Below are 18,918 nucleotides of genomic sequence, written 5' to 3' on the forward strand. Positions count from 1 at the left end.
GCGAATCAGCATCGTGGGCCTTTCTTTGCGGGCGAGTTCGTCGGGCTCCCGGAGCGGACAGCCGTCACTTCCCTGCAAGCGTACCGAAGCGAACGGCTCCTTCCTTCTCCCACTCCCTCACCACCAAACGTTGTCGATGCCACGAAAAAAAGCTGTCCCGCTCACCATGTCTGGCTTTTGAGACAGCCCCTCTCGCTATTTTTTCTTTTTATTTCCCTTTTTTATTCCCGGACGATGTTCCGAGCGAGCAGCAGGATGCTCCTTTACCGGTACGAGCTCACCACGGAATAGTGTGCGCTCCGGCATCTCAATTCCAAGCTGCTTGGCAAGTTTGCCCGCCATAAACTTCTCTTTTGGCTCAAGCAGCGATACCGCAAGCCCGGATTTGCCAGCACGACCTGTCCGCCCCACACGGTGAATGTATCCTTCTGTATCAAGCGGCAGATCAAAATTAACAATATGCGCCACATCTTCTACATCCATGCCACGTGCGAGCAAATCAGTCGTCACCAGACAGCGGACCTGACCGCTGTGAAATTCCTTGAGTGCCTGTTCCCGATCCTGCTTGCGCGTTTCGCTATGAATCCCTGTGATGGACACGCCTTTGCCTTTGAGCCACGTTGTAATGTCGCCCACTTGATGCAGTTTTTTCACGAAAATAATCGTCCGGCCACTATCAAGCGCTTGAAGCAAGCGACGCAACGTTTCGAACTTTTCTCGTTCCGGTGTCACAAGGAAGCTGTGGGAAATCGTCTCCGGCAGGCGCGATTTGCCTGCGATGCGAATTACATGCGGCTTCTGGTCCGCCCACTCCTGTCCCCAGTTTTCTACCACAGAAGAGATCGTAGCAGAAAATACGGATAGCTGACGGTCACGTGGCGTCCGCTTCATAACCGCTTCCACATCGCGCATCATGCCCGCTTCAAGCATCTGATCCGCCTCATCAATCACTACAGTCTTTACCTCATGTGCCTTCAGCTTTTTCTTCTCAATCAGATCATGAATCCGACCCGGTGAGCCGACAATCACATGTGGCTTATCCTTAAGCTTCTCGATCTGACGCTTAATATCCACACCACCCATAATCACTTGAAAACGAATAGCACTGCCTTCACACAGTTCACTGAGAACCCGATGAATCTGCATCGTCAACTCGCGTGTTGGTGCAAAAATAATCGCCTGCGGCACAGAAGCCGACGTATTAATATGCTGCAAAAGCGGAAGCAGATACGCAATGGTCTTGCCTGTTCCTGTCTGTGATTCTCCAATGACACTGCGGCCTGCAAGCAGAAGCGGAATCGCCTGCTTTTGAATCGGTGTCGGTGTTATAATGTTTCGTTTAGTGAGTCCAGCAATCAAAAACGGTGCCAACTCAAACGCTGCAAAATCAGTCATGAATGTCTTCCTTCCTCAAGATGGATGGGCAAATGAATGGAGAATGTCGTCCCTTCTCCCTGCTTACTGCGAACGGCAATCTTGCCATGATGCCCTTCGATGATGTTTTTCACAATGGACAGCCCAAGACCTGTTCCGGCCCGGCCGCGCGTGCGCGCCTTGTCCGCCTTATAGAAGCGCTCAAATACAAACGCAAGATCTTCCGGCGAGATGCCAACACCTGTGTCGGATACTTCGATCGTGCAGCCATCTCCCTGCATGAATGTGCGCAATGTAATCGAGCCGCCAGTAGGCGTATGACGAATCGCATTATCAATTAAGTTCGTTAGCACTTGCTCCATGCGGTCCACATCAAAATAATAACTACCCTCTGATGCCTGCCAGTCAAGCTGCAGACTAATCCCCTGCTCACGGGCCACTCCATTGAACTTGCGGATCATTTTATCTTCCAACTGAAGCAAGTTCGCCAGTTCGATATTGAGCTGGATATGCCCTGCTTCCATTCGAGCAAGATCAAGCAGCTCGTTTACGAGACGCGACATACGCAACGACTCATCGTATATAATTTGTGCAAGTTCTTTCTTTTCTTCCTCAGACTGTGCAATATCATCGACAATCGCTTCGCTATACCCCTGTAGCATCACAAGCGGTGTGCGTAGCTCATGCGATACATTGGCCAGAAAATCCTTGCGCAATTTATCCAGGCGACGCTCCTCGGTCATATCACGCAGAACAGCTACCGCGCCGCGCACCTGTTCATTGTCATACAGCGGTGCCATGACGACGGCATAGATGTGCCCCTGTACCATCACATCCGAGATCACTTCCTGTTCGTTGCGCACAACTTGTTCAAAAATTGTCTGCATGGTCGGAGGCAGCTCTTTGTGTGTTAATTTCTCCGGTGGATCATCCACGCCTTGTTCATAACGCCACGTCTTAAGTATCCCATCTGCCGGCGGATTGGTTACAATGATTTCGCCGCGCCGATCAACCGTGATCACACCATCGACCATGCTCTTTAGCACCCCTGTGATTTGTTCCTTTTCACGGGAGAGTGCGACAATCAAATCATTTAGCTGAGAAGCCATATGGTTAAACGTATTGGCTAGATCACCCATCTCATCATTTGTCCGAATCGGAATCTGTGCGGAGAAATCTCCACGTGCGTATGAATCGGCCGCTTTTTTCATTTTGCGAAGCGGCTGGGTAATACGGCTAGACAGGAAAAAGGCAAAAAAGGTTGTTAGAATAATGCCGATCACTGCTGCATAAAAAATCAGCCACGTTGTTTTCTCCGTTGTCGCCCGCAACTCATCAAGTGTTTTATACATAATCAATTCACTATGAGGTTCCGGGGTATGAAGAGGGACCGATACAGCCAGGAATTCTTCCTTATGCTCAAACCCATCCGGCGGAGCTGCTACCGTAAAAAAGTCACGCGTAATGCCGATCTGACCATTGAATGCTTTTTTTAGTTCCGGGTGCTTCACAAGCTCCTGCACACGAATCTCAGGAATGGATCCCCCGGCATTCACAATCGGTTTACCCGCCAACTCACCCTTCGGCGTTACGATGACCATGCGTGTGTCATACACATCTACAAGCTCGCGTGCAATCGCAATGACACGATCATGATCCTCATACACATGGATGACATCGGCCATATTTTGTGCCATCATCTTCAGGTCTTCTGTGCGTTGTTTCTCATAGAATCCGTCAAGGGACTGCATAAGCGTCAGGCTGAGCGCAGTAAGCACAACCGCGACAAGCCCGATAATGGTAAGCCATAGTTTAAAAACGATCTGATTGTAAATCACTTATTTCGGCACCTCAAGCTTGTAGCCGATTCCCCACACGGTTGCAATCATGTTTGCAGCAACAGGAGACATGCGGTTCAGCTTCTCACGCAGGCGCTTAATGTGTGTATCAACTGTGCGCAAATCGCCGAAAAATTCATAATGCCATACATCTTTAAGCAAATCTTCCCGTGAAAACACGCGATCCGGATTACGTGCCAGATAGTAAAGCAGCTCGTATTCCTTCGGTGTCAGGCCAACTTCTTCCCCCGAGACAAGCACACGGTGCGCATCATGGTCAATCGAGAGCTCCGGGAAGACCAATACATTATTCGAGCTGTTCGGTGTTGTCAGGAAAGCGGTAGCAGAAGAACGCCGCAGCAGTGCCTTCACACGATACACTACTTCACGCGGGCTGAACGGCTTGACGACATAGTCATCTGTTCCGGATTCAAATCCCTGCACCCGATTTGCTTCCTCACCTTTTGCTGTCAACATAATGACTGGCGTCGCCTTCTGCTCGCGCAGACGCATGCATACTTCAATGCCGTCGATGCCTGGCATCATCAGATCAAGTAGAATCACATCATAGTCATTTGTAAGTGCCATATCAAGAGCGGTTTCCCCATCTTCCGCTTCTTCAATTACAAAATTCTCCCGTTCTAAATACATGCGAAGCAGGCGGCGGATGCGTTCTTCATCGTCCACCACGAGAACTTTCGCTTGCTGTTCCATATATTCTCACCTCTGTTAACAATTTCGCCATTTTTTATTTTACACTATTATGCGCCTGATGCGGGTAAATCGTACAAAATTATATGAAATTCTTACGTATGAAAACAAGCATTTGTTTTACCTTATAGACAGGGACACGTATTTTATTTTCGAGGAGGATTCTTTATGAAGAACTGGTCAACAAAACCATCAAGCCAGAGCACACATGAGCAAATAAAACAAGCACAACAGAGCAGTGTCATCGACACAGGCTCGACGGCCGCAGGCAAAAACCGTTCCATTCCCGTTCAGCGTCTAGAAGATAAAAGCCCGGACGATCTCGAATAGCACACTCAGTCCTATCCAACGCTTTGTGGAGGGGCGGAGAGAAGGCGCTTTGTCACTTCGTTACGCTCACGGGGAAGCAAGGACTGTCCGCTCCAGATGACAGACGAACTCGCCCACAAAAGGAGCCTGCGATGTATGTACACAGAAGCATTGTGGGCAAAAGCCCGTTCGTCTGCCACCCTCCGCTAAGCAGTCGCGTAAAAGCGTTCCATAACGCCTTCTTCTCCGCTCCTACCTAAGTTTGGATAGACAACTATCAAGCCTAATCAAGATATTGAGCTTCGCTATGCAGTATATTGTTCTTTCGAGCTATCCAGCAATCGCTGGATAGCTCTGTCTTAATAGAACGGTTTTTTGTTTTTGTAAACCAAAACATTGTTGGGGAGTGGGAGAAGGGAAGAGCAAGAGAGCGCCTGTACGCGATTACTCAGCGAAGGGAGAATGGCGAACGGGCCTTTGCCCGCAATTCTTCGGCGAGCGTGCATCGTGGGCTTTTCTTTGCGGGCGAGTTCGCTGGGCTCCAGGAGCGGACGGTATAGCTTCTCCGCAAGCGTACCCAAGCGAACGGCTCCTCCCTTCTCCCACTCCCCACCACACACTTCCGGTTTCACGACGAACAAAAAAAGCCGTCCCATTCTCACAGGACAGCCCCTCGCTTACGCATATGCATGCAACCCGGACAAAACAAGGTTGACGAATACCAGATTGAACATAACAACGATGAACCCAAGCACAGCCATCCATGCAGAACGTTCCCCCTGCCAGCCTCGCGACAGGCGCAGATGCAAATACACACTATAGAACAACCAGGTGATAAGCGCCCATACTTCTTTCGGGTCCCATCCCCAGAAGCGCCCCCATGCTTCCTGCGCCCAGATCATCGCAAAAATGAGCGCTCCAAGTGTAAAAATTGGGAACCCAATTGCAATCGCGCGATAGCTAATCTCATCTGCCAGATCCGGGTCAATCTCCTGTACCAAACGACTGAGCGGATGAGCCAGACGCTTTCGAAGCGTAAGACGAAGCAACACGTACAGAACAGTCCCACCGAATACCGACCAGATGACCGAATTAAACTTGTGCGCTGCCTGCTCTCCCTGCATGAAGCCCGGTGCCGCAAACAGTGGCCTCATCTTGCCTTCCGTCAGCAGCGTACCATCTTTGGGGCCCACAATCGCTGGCATGCTATATTTCATTTCCACATTCATGATCTGCCCTTTTATATCCGCAGGCGCTCGAAACACCGCCTCATAGCCGGTTATACGGAAGTACGTAGAAAGCAATACGAAACTGATTACCACAACCATGCACCACATAACGAATTCCAGCCAGCGGGCGGATTTGAGACTCTTCTCCGCATCGACTGTGCGAAGCAAATAGATTAGTCCCGCAGCGAATCCGATGGCGAATGCTCCTTCCCCAAGAGCGGCTGTCGATACGTGAATTTGCAGCCAATAGCTTTGCAATGCTGGAATCAGCGGCGTTACTTCGCTTGGAAAAACCGAAGCATATGCAATCAGAAGCACCGCAACCGGCATGACAAACATCCCTATTAGCGGTAGACGATAAATCAAGTAGATCCCAAGGAATGTCACGACCATCGCATAACCCAGAAACTGAGTGAACTCAAACATGTTACTCGTCGGAATATGTCCGCCGATGTACCAGCGGAGCCCGATAAAAGCCGTATGCGCTACAAAGCCGAGGACAGCGGATATATAGCCAAGACGTCCGAAACGCTTCGCGTGCGCTTTCGGATCACGATTACTAAAACGTTGCCCTGTCACCGATACAAAAAATAAAATCGTAGAAACACAATATAAAGTAAAAGCTGCGGTCAGCATCATATCGCTGATCCAAATAAGGTTGCTCATAATTTTCTATCCCCCTTCTCTAGCTGCGCGGCTGAAACAGTAATCTCTGCCGTATGGAGAATTTTAACGATCTCACTCTTAACACCAAACCAATTTTTGTTCGTATGAGCAGCAATAAGCAGGCGTCCTTCCACAACTTCCAACCAGATCCGACGGTGCTGCCAGTAGAACCCCATCACAAGCCCAACCATGCACACGCACGCCCCAAAGAAAATAATCGGCAAGCTCTTATCGACACGCACCATCAGACCCGTCACATCCACAAGGTCTGGCTTGGCAAATTCATATGTAACAACAGGCGGCTTGTTATCGGCTGTTAATGTACTTCCAAGAAAAATCCACTGCTTCTCTCCATTCGGTGTCTTGGGGGAGACCGTATTAATGACAAATGCGGGATTGTTCGGACTCGGTGTTTTGGTGATCGGTTGCTTGTGTTCATCCAATGCAAAGTCAGGGAAATACTGTAGTACTTGCACCTTCACATTATTGCTGACACGAATTTCAGATTGTGGTTTGTATAAATCAAGCCGTACCGTTCCAAGCGGAGCTTTCGTTGCCGTATCTAGCAGCTTCATATTAAGCGCTTCCAGATCATTTTCCTGTTCACCTGATTGGTATAGTAATAGTCCATCATGCTCTAGTGGATGGTTAACGCGAATTTCCGCTTTTTTCACTTCTTTTAACTTGGGTGCAGCTCCTGTGACACCCGCATTTTCATTCTCGTACAGAACGGCTGTCGTTTTGTATTCCTTGACGACCTTACCCTTTATGTCCAGCTTCTCCGGGAACTCATTGTCCTGATAATACACTTTGTCAAATCGTTCATTCTTCACGTAATATTTCGTCTCGGGAACCGGCTCGGTCTGCCCTTCCCGCACCCAGACGAACTGGTCAAGGTAAAAACCAGGGATGAGACGCATCAAGCATCCAACGAGAAACAGAATCAATCCGATATGGTTAATATACGGACCCCAGCGGCTAAAGCGCCCTTTCTCGCCCAGCAGAGCATTGTCCTCCTCCCGCACACCATAACGCCGTTTACCAAGTCCTCGCGTAAGAGCATTCAGCACTTCTTGTGGGTCCCGATCTCCGATATCGACCTCCGTACTCACTTTTTGGGCAGCCAGAAACGTATGATCACGCTTGACACGTTGCGCTTTAAGCGCACGGTACAACGGTACAACCCGATCAAGACTGCATACGATAAGCGAGATACCGATGCCAAGCAGAAGTGCAATGAACCACCAGGAGGAATATAAATGATGCAAACCCAGGCGATAATAGATCAAGCCGAGTGTCCCGTATGCCTCCTCATAAAATACGTCAGCAGGTTTCGGGACCGGTATGTATTGTTCCTGTGGAAAAATCGTCCCTATCGCGGATGCAATAAGCGTAAGTACAATCATAATGACCGCATTGCGGACAGACGAGAAAAAGCTCCAAATGCGATCCGCTATCGTTCTGCTTGATGCTTGCGACCGTCGCGCTGCACCTTCATAGCGCATATCGGCTGGCTGGCTGCTTACATCTTCCCTGGGCGCACCGCATGATTCACACAGCGATGGCCCCGGCGGATTGGCATGTCCACATGCACATTTTACGTTCTCTATCATGTATTCACCTTACCTTTTGGGAGCGATCTGCTGCAAGTTATCCCGAATCGTCGCAAGCGTCATACCGCCTTCTACTTTTTTATAAAGTGTGCCGTCCGGGTTTATAAAAAAGGACGTTGGCAGTGGTGTAATCTTGTAGCGACGACTGATCTCTTTAGATGGATCAAGCGCTACTGCAAGTGTATCAATCTGGTTCGTACGAAGGTACGAGGCAACGGTCACGTCTGCCTCCCCCGCATTAACCGCAATAACTTCGACATTTTTCCCTTTAAACTCAAGCGCCGCCTGCTGCAAAGCGGGCATCTCTTCCCGGCACGGCGGGCACCAGGTTCCCCAGAAATTAACAAGTGCTCCTTTTCCTTTCAAGTGACTGAGCTGTACAGTTGATCCTTGTACAGTCTGTGCGACAAAATCTGGAGCGGCATCTCCCGGCCCGATGGCATTTTGCTCCTTACCAAACGCATTATAAAACGTCCAGCCAACGGCAGCGAGTATAACCGCTAGCACGATGCCGCGTACTCCTCTACGCGCCCTCATGTTTCTCTCCTTTCATGCCACAACTTGACTCCTGTATATCATGCATAAATATTTATTTACATTTGTATTTATTCGTTGTAGAATAAATCTTACTTAATTGTAAGTCCCAGGCCTCTTTGCTCGGGATGTAAAGGAGTGTACGTAGTGATGATTCCGACAGATATGCAGTGGAATGCTCTGCTGCAGCGTCATGCAACGGTTACGGTTACGCTTGATGACCGTAAAATAACAGGCGATCTGTATAATGTAACTGACGAACAAGTTATTCTGATTGTTCAGGATAAAGAAGGCCTGTTTGAAGTACTCAACCGTGCAGACGTGCGCGACATGTCATGGTAATGGATATGTCCGATGCATAAATATGTTATGCGGCGGCGCTTATGTAGCACCGCCTCCCCCCCAAAAAGTGGCGAGAAATCAGCCATTTTTTTTATGCAGTTTTTCCACTTCAGCGGCTGTCAACACCCGGTATTCCCCTTCTTTCAACCCGGCAAGCGTCAGAAATCCAAGCCGCACCCGTGTAAGCTGCATAACCGGATGGCCCACTGCTTCGCACATGCGCCGTACCTGTCGGTTGCGCCCTTCATGAATAGTCAGACGCAATGTGCTTGTTCCACGACGAGCATCGGAAGCGAGACACTCCGCTTCTGCTGGAGCTGTCATCCCGTCTTCCAGCATAATGCCTTCTCGAAGCTTCCGGAGCGCTACGTCATCTATCCGTCCTCGGACAACCGCCTCATACACTTTATCCAATTCATACCGTGGATGCGTGATATAATTGGCAAATTCACCATCATTCGTAAGCAGCAGCAGACCCGACGTATCATAGTCAAGCCGACCAACCGGATAAATACGCGCGCCTACCCCTTTCATCAAATCAAGCACCGTCCGGCGCCCCTGCGGATCTGTCACAGACGTAATATATCCCGTCGGCTTATATAATAGAAAATATACGTGTTCCTCACGAGCAATCGCAAGGCCGTCTACTTCAATCCGATCACACTGTGGATCAGCCTTGTATCCAAGCTCACGTATCACGTCTCCATTCACCCGGACGCGCCCTTCCGTAATCAACTGTTCGCATTTACGTCGGGATGCGACCCCCGCTTGCGCCATAATCTTCTGTAATCGTTCCATCTGGTAGTATCATCCTCCCCTACCATCATACCCGCTCCTGTTCTGCTGTACAACTTACCTGTGCAATATCCGTATGTTTTGTTGTGAAATCGAAAGTTTTGGGGAGGGGGTGGGAAAAGGAAGGAGCCGTTCGTTTGGGTACACTTGCAGGGAAGGGGTGACTGTCCGCTCCGGGAGCCCAGTGAACGCGCCCGCAAAGAAAGGCCTACGATGTTAATTCACCGAAGTGTTGCGGGCAAAGACTCGTTCACCGTTCTCCCTCCGCTGAGTAGGCGCGTACAGGCACTCTCTTGCTCCTTCCTTCTCCCACTCCCCGCACAACGTTTCAGTTTATCAAAACCCACTCGACACCAGAATGGATTTGCTCGATAGCGACTGACTTTTTGAAAGACCGCTTCCTTATTTTTTACCTGCATAGCAAAGCTCAACGTCTTGATATTGCTTGATGATGTTTAACCAAAGTGTGCTAGGAGCGGGATCGGGCGGTGCAACGGAATGCCTGTACGCGACTCCCTAGCGGAAGGGGGCAGTTACTACTTCTCCGTAAGCGTACCGAAGTGACGAGGCCCCGTCCGACCCCGCTCCTCCACCAAACTTTGGCGAAAACACACAGCAAAAAACCTCCGTACAAAGTTGTTGTACGAAGGTTTATCCAAATATAAGCGAGACAATACATACGGAAGCAATGACCCCAATCAAGTCAGATAATAACCCGACTTTGAGTGCATATTTCGTGCGCGTAACTGCCACTGCACCAAAATAGACGGTCAGCACATACAAGGTTGTATCCGTGCTTCCCTGAATGGTACTTGCCAGACGTCCAATATACGAATCCGGGCCGTACCTGGCAATGAGGTCTGTTGTAATCGCAAGCGAACCTGTTCCCGTGACCGGGCGCAGCAGAGAAAGCGGCAGCACTTCCGCCGGGAACCCGACTGCATCTAGTGCGGGCCGGAGCGCTTTTGTCAGCAGATCGAGCGCTCCTGACTCCCGGAATACGGTAATGGCTACCATCATGCCAACTAGATGTGGCATCAGGCGGATGGCTGTACCGAAACCGCCTTTCGCGCCGCTGACGAATGTATCATACACCGGTACTCTTTTATACAGTGCATACACTAACACGTAAGATAAAAGCGCCGGAATGGCCCAGATCGATAACTGAGTGACCAATGCATACACAGCTTACCGTCTCCTCTCACGCCGCTGATACCAGCGGTCAATTATGATGGCAGCACACGTCGCAATGAATGTCGCCACGAGCGTTACGCCTACGATATCAGCCGGATTCGCAGAATTATAATTCATGCGGATCGCAATAATCGTCGTCGGAATAAGGGTCATACTTGACGTATTCAGTGCAAGCAACGTACACATCGCAGGCGTCGCTGTTTTCGGGTCCGGATTGAGCTTCTGTAGCTCCTGCATTGCCTTAATGCCCATCGGTGTCGCCGCATTGCCAAGCCCGAACAGATTGGCAGTCATATTGGAGAGAATATAGCCGAACGCTGGGTGATCTTTTGGAATCGTCGGGAACAGCCAGCGGGCGAGCGGGCCAAGCAGATGTGCCATTTTATTCAACAATCCCGCTTCTTCTGCGATTTTCATCACCCCCATCCAGAAGATCAAAATGCTGATCAAACCAAATGTCACCGTTACCCCTGTTTTCGCGCCTTCAAATACCGCCTTGTTCACCGCCTCCACCTTGCCATTCACAAAAGCGACGGCAATTCCTATCAGAATCATTCCAGCCCAGATGTAGTTAACCATCTACACCCCTCCTAACAGCACCTGCCAGAATCTCTCCCAGTTCGCCGCAAACCGATGCTCCACTGCCTGGACGAACGTTTCTTGCACAAGGGCAAGCGGTACTCGTCCAATTACATCGCCACGCAAGGTTAGCTCCGCATACGGCTGCTGAATGTTACGCACAATGCGCGCACTCACCTGTTTCTTCTCTCCCGCTGCAAGCGGATAGGAAAAAGCACGCGTGCTATAATAAGCCAGCACCCCATTGTCCTGCTTCTCTTCTCCAAGCCGGGTTTTCTCTTGAATGAGATTCGTTAGAGGATAATTCGCAAATCCGTAATCCATCCAGCTCATCGAATCATTCCAGTCCTGTGGCGCATTCAATACAACAATGGCAAGCTGTTGACCATTCCTTGTAGCAGACGAGGAAAGACAGCGCTTCGCGATTTTCGTATACCCGGTTTTTACCCCATCAGCTCCTTCATATAGGCGAAGCATTTTATTTTTGTTAAGCAACTTGCGGTCCCACTGTTCCCCTTCCCACGGGATGTGTTTGACCTGGGTGGAGACGATTTTTTGGAATTCCGGGTTGCGTAGCGCATACGCGGTCAGAAGTGCCATATCATTGGTAGTCGAATAATGGTTGTCACTGTCGTCGAGTCCGTGCGGATTTGTAAAATGACTAGAGCGCATCCCGATATACTGCGCCTTCTCATTCATCATGCGGGCAAATCCGTCCACCGAGCCGCCGACATGCTCAGCAATGGCAACCGCCGCATCATTGCCAGAACGAAGCATGAGTCCGTACAGCATGTCTTCCATTTTCATTTTTTCACCGCGCTTCAAGTAAATGGAGGACCCTTCCTTGGCGTAGGCTCCTGGTGGCGTTGTCACGATTTCCTGACTGTTCCCTTCTTCAAGCGCTACGATTGCGGTCATAATTTTTGTCAGGCTGGCGATACGCATCCGTTTATCGCCTTGCTTCTCGGCAATGATTCGGCCAGACGCTACATCGATAAGCGCCGCTGTTTCGGCCGAGATCAACGGCGGTCCGTCTGGTGCTGCTGATACGCCCGTTACAGGCAAACTTATTAAAATCGTAATGAGTAATAAAACAAGCTTTTTCACTCCGATCCTCCTTGTCCGCATCGTTATCGGTTGTCCTAGTAGATATGTATATGGGACAGGGTCGAGTTTAAGACTATTTTGTAGAATCGAGCAAACTTGGTGGGCGAGGAATAAAAAAAGACCGCCCATCTGGACGGTTATTGATTCGATAGTATGTGCTTTATATCTTTTATTTCTGCTTCAGCCTAGAAAGCTACAGGTGAAGAAAATCTGCAAAAGTTTGATAAATTAAGAACAAATTTAATCCTAAAATCAGTATAGCGGAAATGATGGATAATACCGTTACTTTTTTGGAATTCACAAGAACTCCCATGATCTCTTTCTTCCTAGTAAAGTAAATCAACGCAATGATAGGAGCAGGAAGTACAATGCTTAATATCACTTGACTGATTATAAGAGTTTGCGTTGGATCAACACCTAAAGCAACAATGATAATAGTCGGTAACATGGTAATGACTCGCCTGAGCCAAAGAGGAATCGAAAATCCGACAAATCCTTGCATGATGACTTGCCCTGCCATCGTTCCTACAACCGAACTTGAGATCCCAGAACAAAGTAAAGAAACTAGGAACACACTCGCTGCTGCAGATCCCAATAATGGAGTAAGTGTGTGGTAAGCAGACTGAATATCTGCAACCTCGGTATGGCCCTTTCCGTTAAAAACGGAGGCAGCCATATACATCATGGCAAGGTTAACAAAGCCTGCAAAAGATAACGCAATAATGACTTCTTTCGTATTAAATTTGTAAATCTTGATTCTTTCTTCATCATTACGTGGTACAATCCTGTTTTGCGTTAAGCTAGAATGAAGATAGATCGCATGAGGCATTACCGTTGCGCCTATAACTCCTACAGCTAACATTATACTATCCGCGTTTCCTAGCCATGGTACAACACTATGGTATACGACTTGACCGAGGTCTGGTTTGGATAAGAAGGTTTCTACAATATAACAACCCCCGATCATGAGGGCAAACCCGGCAATAAATTTTTCAAGTGGTCGAAATCCATAGCGATCCAACATGAGTATGAGATATGTGGCAATGCCTGTAAGAAATGTTGCATACAGCATCGGTATACCAAACAACAAATTTAAACCGAGAGTTGCGCCTAAAAATTCGGCTAAATCAGTTGCCATCGCTGCAAATTCTGATATTACCCACATGGTATAGGAAAGCCATTTCGGAAAATGGTCTCGACACAATTCCGATAGATTTTTCCCCGTTGCAATTCCCAGCTTTGCGGACATGTTTTGTAGTAGCATTGCCATTAAATTTGCTACTACTACTACCCAAAGCATTTTATACCCAAACTGAGATCCACCTTGGATATTTGTAGCGAAATTACCCGGATCAATATAGGCAATTGATGCAACAAATGCTGGTCCTAGAAATGGTAGTAACGCCCGTATCCCCTTACGCTGCCCAGAAAGCGAAGCACGGGCAGCTTCTATTGTCTTATCCACTTTATATGGTGGATTAGGGTGAATTTCTGCGCTAGAAGTATCCATAGAATTCACGTTACCCTTCCCCTCCTATTTTCATAAATCATCTTTCTTTAGACAAATTAATTTTCCCCAGTGCAAAATTGATTTTATAATGCTCTATACTATTACCTTGGTGCCCAAAAGTTGCTTGTATCACAATATTTTTACCAAGGGAAACTTTTATGGAGGAAAGTACAAGTATTTAAACGAGTGATAAAGTTAGCTATTTTTTCGATTAAAAAGTTTCCCATGTGCAAATTATATGCTCTAAGGAAACAAAATGCAACTATAATATTGCCCAGCAGTTTCGGTAACGAAATCAAATGACTGCTGAACCGGTTGTCTATGATACGGCGTAAAGTCATTCATAGTCATCAGATCTTGCTGAATCGCAACACCATTGCTCTCTTTTCAGGCTTGAAAGGTACGATGTCTGTCAGGATAGAACCGAAATACAGGTGATTAAACGTGGAAGGAACTAAACTCCAAATGGTAATGGCCAATGGACATCCCTGTACTCGATGACGATTCTGTCTATGAATAGTTTGATGCCGCTTATGTGCCCTCTCTCAAAAATTTTAAAGAATTTCTCGCTTAAATTAGAGGGAAGATGACTAGCCCTTACCACATAACCTTCCGTATAGTCTATATAAACTGGCACGTTACTAGATGGATGATGTCCTTCTATACACAGTAATCGCTATAGGTTCAGAAAAAGTTTCGATTCTCTTAATAAGGAATCTTATTATTTTGCTCACCCTAGTTGCCATTGTATGACTGAAATTATTGCATGAAATATGAATTATAGAGAAACGGAAGATAACGAAGGTCATGATTCTAAAAGAAAGACCGATAGGAACTGAACATATTGAGGATGAAATGAAAGATTTGCAAACGAGGAATAGGTTATATATTTTAATACATGTCATGATGTACGTACAGAAAAATCAAGGAAATATTGTACTGGCATGATTAGGGTTATGGTTGTTAGTAGTGAAGAAAGCGACTCATTTGGCACTGGGTAGCCCCCGCCTGTACTGCTTTGCCATTGTCTTATTCCTTCAATTTTGGGCATACAAAAAAAGGCTCGTTCCTCCTCATCGTTCAAGTTAGAATAAGCCTTTGAAAGTTTATCAAGTATGTCTGTCAAGTTGTTTAGTTTTTGATTTGTTGGTTGCATTGTACAGTCTTGTTGTTGGGGATGTAAATTAATTTACATCCCCCCTCAAATACCTCAACACTACAGAATTTTAGATAATTTTGCACCCTCAAACTTATTACCCCACCCCCTATTTTCTTCTATAGAGGATTTCAAAAATGGTTCAATATCTGGTAATGGAAAGTTGTTAATGATCATGAAATTGATAAGTCTCTCCAAATTTTTCAGACTACTTTCACCATATCCTTCAATTACAGTATAAACATGGCTGATACCAAGATCATAGATAGCTCGTAGTAAGGTATCAATTGATTCATCAATATTTTGATATAAGTTATACAAATATACAAATTCATCTTTACTCAACCGCTCAAACTCTTCTTCTTCGTAGGCTTTAAATTCGAGTAAATTCTCAGGAATTAATTCAACTGCTACATCATTCCAATCATCTAAGTATTGTATACTAGTGAACTCCCATAAATAGTTCAAAACGACCCGCCAATCATTAAGATCATATTTTAAGGCTATAAGTGCGTTCTCAAAACAGCTAATTCCATATGCAACTCTACCTCTGAATGAAATATGTTTAAATTTTTCCATGTTCATAATTATTAGTCTCCTTTATTTACACCATCCGGTTAATGCACCTACAACATTTCCTTTAAAAGTAAATGTACAGTTTTCACAAGCCTTTTTTGCTGCTCCAAACTCGTTTGTAGTTGTTTTAATTGTGTATAAATATAAATCACTTACTTTAGCACCTTTATTTAGAGCTTGATTTACTGCATCTACTTCTGCACAATTCCCTACCGTATATTCATTAAGAGAATTTTTTGGCAATAATCCTGTTTGGTCTTTGCCTCCAAATAACACAGCGTTTCTTTTATCTCCACTAAGCTGTATTTCTTTATTCATTCCATAATAATATTTCCCTGTTTTTGCGTCAAAAGCTACAGCAGCTGTATTGAAATTATCCTTTTTCCTTTTCGAAGGAGCTAACTTTTTCTACATGTTTGACCATTCTGTAACAGCATCAAGTAATTCTTCATCAGAAGGTAACTTAGGTTTACCATTACCCGTCCCCTGAGTAGCTTCAGACGCTCCTTACAGATGTACCGAAGAACGTCTTCTCTTCCTCACTAACCTTACTAGAATCCATGAAAAAAGCTGCCTTACGCCTCGTAGTTAAACGACTTGTAAAACAGCTCCTAAAATTACAGCTTACTCTCAAATTCTATAGCTTCACTGCTATATATACAAAGCTTATTGTGAGCGAGTTAGAAAGTTCCTGAAGCAACCGTCACGACTCCTCCAAACATCAAGCACCTTTTTGAAGATGATACGTACACATCACTGTGTCTCATCCTTGCGATAGAACAAGTATGCCTCCTCGGCCATCTCGTCTCCTTCAACTGGAAACTCCGGTGCCGGGGGCAGTTCGTCAAGGCTTCTTAACCCAAAATATTCGAGGAACTCTTTCGTCGTACCATACAAAATCGGCCGCCCGATCGTATCCGCACGCCCGACTTCGCGGATTAAACTCTTACTTGTCAGCCTAGCAATCGCCCGCTCACACTTCACCCCGCGAATCTCTTCAAGTTCCACCCGCGTAATCGGCTGCTTATACGCCACAATCGCCAGCGTCTCCAGCGCTGCCTGTGACAAGCTCGCATGTGAAGGGCTCTGTACCATTTTCTCAAAATACGGCGCGTATTCCGGGCGAGTCGTAAACTGATACGCCTGCGCAATCTCGACAATCTGTAAGCCGCGCTGCTGTTCCTGATAGTCCCGCTTCATCTCGTCCATCAATGCCGTCACTTCATGCAGTTCGAGATCAAGAATGGCTGCAATCTGCTTCGCCTCCATCCCCTCATCACCAGCAACAAACAAGAGCCCTTCCACAATCGCTTTTAGCCGTTCTACATCTACCATGCCGCATCCCCCTACATCGCTGACACCATAATCTCGTCAAACAATCCGCTCTGTTCACATACAATGTCGTGTGTTTTCATCAGTTCAAGAATCGCGAGAAAAGTCGTCACAATCTCGACTTTAGACGTATGGTTCGCAAGCAACTCCGAGAATGGGACCGGCTTTAGCGTGAGATGCAGTGTCGCACGAATCTCATCCATCCGGTCACCAATCGAGATCTCGTCTCGCTGTACCTTCACGCTACTTTCCCGCTCCCCACGTTCCACCCGCTTAAGTGCTTTTTGCAGCGCATCCACTAGGTCATAAATCGTCACGTTCGAGATTGCATGATCTTCTTCCGGAATGAAGTGCGACAAATCTTCTGCCGGACGGGTAAAGACTTGCGTCTGTTCGCGCTCCCGCTCCCGAAACATCTCCGCGAGCTGCTTGTACTTTTTATATTCGAGGAGCCGCTGCACAAGTTCTTCGCGCGGGTCCTCTTCTTCGTACTCATCCATCTGCCAGTCGTCAAACAGTGGTTCCTCCCGACGCGGCAGTAATAGCTTGCTTTTAATCGCCAGAAGTGTAGCCGCCATCACAAGGAACTCGCTTGCGACATCAATCTGCAGCTCTTGCATAACGTACAAATGATTCATATATTGATCCGTTAACTCAACCATCGGAATGTCGTAAATATCGACTTCCGCCCGCTCAATTAGATGAAGCAGCAGGTCAAGTGGCCCTTCAAACGTATCCAATTTAATATCAACGGCCATAGTCAGCGCCTCCTTCCATTAACCAAGAAGGGACAACATTGCCTCCATCACCCATTGGTATGGCTGATAGATCAGGAACCCGAGTCCCGGCAGGAAAACGAGTAGCAGAAGCGCAAATGTTCCGTATGGTTCAATTTTATCAAAAAACCGATCAAAGCGATTCGGTAGTAAATAGCGTAAAATTTTTGAGCCATCAAGCGGAGCGATCGGCAGCATGTTGAACACAAACAGTGCCACATTAATCATAAAACTCCACTTTACTGTTTCTCCTACAAGTCGGGCAGCCCAATCCGGCCACGCAGCCGTTATATTCGTAGTGGCAAGCACCCACATTACCCCCATGAACAGGAACGCTAGCACCAAATTCATTAACGGTCCCGCAAGCGATACCCAGACCACACCGAGACGACGATTTCCTCGGAAATGAAAGGCATTAAACGGCACTGGACGTGCCCAGCCGAACGGTCCAAACAAAATAAGAAGCATTCCGAACGGATCGACATGGCTGATCGGATTCAGCGTCAGTCGCCCTTCGTTTTTGGCGGTCGGATCGCCAAGCTTATACGCCACAAATGCGTGGGCCCATTCGTGCACCGTAAACGCGATCACAAACGCGATAATGCGGAACAAAAGCGTATTCAAATCAAAATTGAACAACCCGTTTTCCCCCGTTCCCTAGTAAACTGCACTTCATTCTATCATACGCCCGCATACCCGGCAATTGTTCTATGAAGATAGAGGGGGGAGAACTACACTAAGAAAAAAGAGACCATCTTAGTCGCCACGTTTCAGCTTCTAAGACAGCCTCTTCATCTAATTAATATTATCCAAACGCACGCGTCAGATTCGCCATCTCAATCGCTGCTGTCGCCGCTTCCCAGCCTTTATTACCCGCTTTCGTTCCCGCACGTTCAATTGCCTGTTCAATCGTATCCGTCGTTAATACACCGAAGATCGTCGGAACGCCAGTGTTCATGCCAACTGCCGCCACTCCTTTTGCTGCTTCACTGCACACATAGTCAAAATGCGGAGTCGAACCACGAATAACCGTACCAAGTGCGATCACCGCATCATACTTACCGGACTCAGCCATTTTTTTCACGATAATCGGAAGCTCGAATGCACCTGGCACCCACGCAACGTCTACCGCATCCTCTGCTACATCGTGGCGTTTCAGTGCATCCAATGCCCCACCGAGCAGCTTGCTTGTAATAAATTCATTAAAACGACCGACTACGATTCCTACTTTTAATCCAGTTCCAACGAGATTTCCTTCATATACGTTTGCCATCATA

Annotated in this window: 20 protein-coding genes; 2 read left to right on the forward strand and 18 right to left on the reverse strand. The window is 47.2% G+C overall.

Features of this window, described 5'->3' with window-relative positions; genetic code table 11:
• Positions 1-195: 195 nt before the first annotated feature.
• Genes CB4_RS15935 through CB4_RS15945 form a run of 3 tightly spaced genes read right to left on the reverse strand, consistent with a single transcriptional unit; the run spans position 196 to position 3,926 of the window.
• Positions 196-1,395, reverse strand: coding sequence for a DEAD/DEAH box helicase (locus CB4_RS15935; RefSeq protein WP_096466761.1), 1,200 nt, complete (start codon positions 1,393-1,395; stop codon positions 196-198).
• On the reverse strand, positions 1,392-3,212 hold the full coding sequence (locus tag CB4_RS15940; RefSeq protein ID WP_231956043.1) for an ATP-binding protein: 1,821 nt from the start codon (positions 3,210-3,212) through the stop codon (positions 1,392-1,394). Before CB4_RS15940 ends, CB4_RS15935 begins: the two co-directional genes overlap by 4 nt.
• Positions 3,213-3,926 carry a response regulator transcription factor gene (locus CB4_RS15945; RefSeq protein ID WP_096466762.1) on the reverse strand — a complete coding sequence of 238 codons (714 nt, stop codon included), beginning with the start codon at positions 3,924-3,926 and terminating at the stop codon, positions 3,213-3,215. It lies immediately after the preceding gene.
• Positions 3,927-4,091: 165 nt separating this feature from the next.
• Between CB4_RS15945 and CB4_RS21150 the strand changes: the two genes are divergently transcribed.
• The gene (locus CB4_RS21150) at positions 4,092-4,253 is read left to right on the forward strand and encodes a hypothetical protein (RefSeq protein ID WP_157738015.1); all 162 of its coding nucleotides are present in this window, start codon (positions 4,092-4,094) and stop codon (positions 4,251-4,253) included.
• A 338-nt stretch (positions 4,254-4,591) separates the two neighbouring features.
• Here CB4_RS21150 and CB4_RS15950 read toward each other — a convergent pair whose 3' ends face one another.
• From CB4_RS15950 to resA, 4 genes are read right to left on the reverse strand one after another with little or no spacing between them, the layout of a single operon-like run.
• Entirely contained in the window at positions 4,592-4,888 is a 297-nt protein-coding gene (locus CB4_RS15950; protein ID WP_096466763.1) for a hypothetical protein, read from the reverse strand.
• Between the two features lie 21 nt (positions 4,889-4,909).
• Entirely contained in the window at positions 4,910-6,127 is a 1,218-nt protein-coding gene (gene ccsB, locus CB4_RS15955) for a c-type cytochrome biogenesis protein CcsB (RefSeq protein ID WP_096466764.1), read from the reverse strand.
• Complete coding sequence (gene resB, locus CB4_RS15960) at positions 6,124-7,740, reverse strand: cytochrome c biogenesis protein ResB (protein ID WP_231956044.1); 1,617 nt, start codon at positions 7,738-7,740, stop codon at positions 6,124-6,126. The genes ccsB and resB overlap by 4 nt, the downstream gene beginning before the upstream one ends.
• Positions 7,741-7,749: 9 nt before the next feature.
• On the reverse strand, positions 7,750-8,277 hold the full coding sequence (resA, locus tag CB4_RS15965; RefSeq protein WP_096466765.1) for a thiol-disulfide oxidoreductase ResA: 528 nt from the start codon (positions 8,275-8,277) through the stop codon (positions 7,750-7,752).
• A 144-nt stretch (positions 8,278-8,421) separates the two neighbouring features.
• Between resA and CB4_RS15970 the strand changes: the two genes are divergently transcribed.
• Positions 8,422-8,616 carry a hypothetical protein gene (locus tag CB4_RS15970; protein WP_146226565.1) on the forward strand — a complete coding sequence of 65 codons (195 nt, stop codon included), beginning with the start codon at positions 8,422-8,424 and terminating at the stop codon, positions 8,614-8,616.
• Between the two features lie 78 nt (positions 8,617-8,694).
• On the opposite strand, the gene CB4_RS15975 is transcribed toward CB4_RS15970, so the two are convergent.
• The 11 genes from CB4_RS15975 to ribH form a co-directional block, all read right to left on the reverse strand.
• Positions 8,695-9,414: a pseudouridine synthase gene (locus CB4_RS15975; RefSeq protein ID WP_096466767.1), complete on the reverse strand. Its 720-nt coding sequence runs from the start codon at positions 9,412-9,414 to the stop codon at positions 8,695-8,697.
• A gap of 648 nt (positions 9,415-10,062) precedes the next feature.
• Positions 10,063-10,596, reverse strand: a complete 534-nt coding sequence (locus CB4_RS15980) for a spore maturation protein (RefSeq protein ID WP_096466768.1) — start codon at positions 10,594-10,596, stop codon at positions 10,063-10,065.
• Positions 10,597-10,599: 3 nt separating this feature from the next.
• A complete protein-coding gene (locus tag CB4_RS15985; protein ID WP_096466769.1) occupies positions 10,600-11,184 on the reverse strand; it encodes a nucleoside recognition domain-containing protein in 585 nt (194 codons plus the stop codon).
• Positions 11,185-12,312, reverse strand: a complete 1,128-nt coding sequence (locus tag CB4_RS15990) for a D-alanyl-D-alanine carboxypeptidase family protein (protein ID WP_096466770.1) — start codon at positions 12,310-12,312, stop codon at positions 11,185-11,187.
• A 172-nt stretch (positions 12,313-12,484) separates the two neighbouring features.
• On the reverse strand, positions 12,485-13,801 hold the full coding sequence (locus CB4_RS15995) for an Nramp family divalent metal transporter (RefSeq protein ID WP_096466771.1): 1,317 nt from the start codon (positions 13,799-13,801) through the stop codon (positions 12,485-12,487).
• A gap of 1,216 nt (positions 13,802-15,017) precedes the next feature.
• A complete protein-coding gene (locus tag CB4_RS16000; RefSeq protein ID WP_096466772.1) occupies positions 15,018-15,542 on the reverse strand; it encodes a hypothetical protein in 525 nt (174 codons plus the stop codon).
• Between the two features lie 15 nt (positions 15,543-15,557).
• Complete coding sequence (locus tag CB4_RS21685) at positions 15,558-15,851, reverse strand: YwqJ-related putative deaminase (protein WP_231956045.1); 294 nt, start codon at positions 15,849-15,851, stop codon at positions 15,558-15,560.
• Between the two features lie 435 nt (positions 15,852-16,286).
• Positions 16,287-16,868 (reverse strand): SMC-Scp complex subunit ScpB, encoded by a 582-nt coding sequence (gene scpB / locus CB4_RS16010; RefSeq protein WP_096466773.1) that lies wholly within the window; start codon positions 16,866-16,868, stop codon positions 16,287-16,289.
• An 11-nt stretch (positions 16,869-16,879) separates the two neighbouring features.
• Positions 16,880-17,623 (reverse strand): segregation and condensation protein A, encoded by a 744-nt coding sequence (locus CB4_RS16015; protein WP_096466774.1) that lies wholly within the window; start codon positions 17,621-17,623, stop codon positions 16,880-16,882.
• An 18-nt stretch (positions 17,624-17,641) separates the two neighbouring features.
• The gene (locus CB4_RS16020; RefSeq protein ID WP_096466775.1) at positions 17,642-18,280 is read right to left on the reverse strand and encodes a site-2 protease family protein; all 639 of its coding nucleotides are present in this window, start codon (positions 18,278-18,280) and stop codon (positions 17,642-17,644) included.
• Positions 18,281-18,446: 166 nt separating this feature from the next.
• Entirely contained in the window at positions 18,447-18,914 is a 468-nt protein-coding gene (ribH, locus tag CB4_RS16025) for a 6,7-dimethyl-8-ribityllumazine synthase (RefSeq protein ID WP_096466776.1), read from the reverse strand.
• Positions 18,915-18,918 lie beyond the last annotated feature (4 nt).

It is taken from the genome of Aneurinibacillus soli (assembly GCF_002355375.1).
GTDB lineage: Bacteria > Bacillota > Bacilli > Aneurinibacillales > Aneurinibacillaceae > Aneurinibacillus > Aneurinibacillus soli.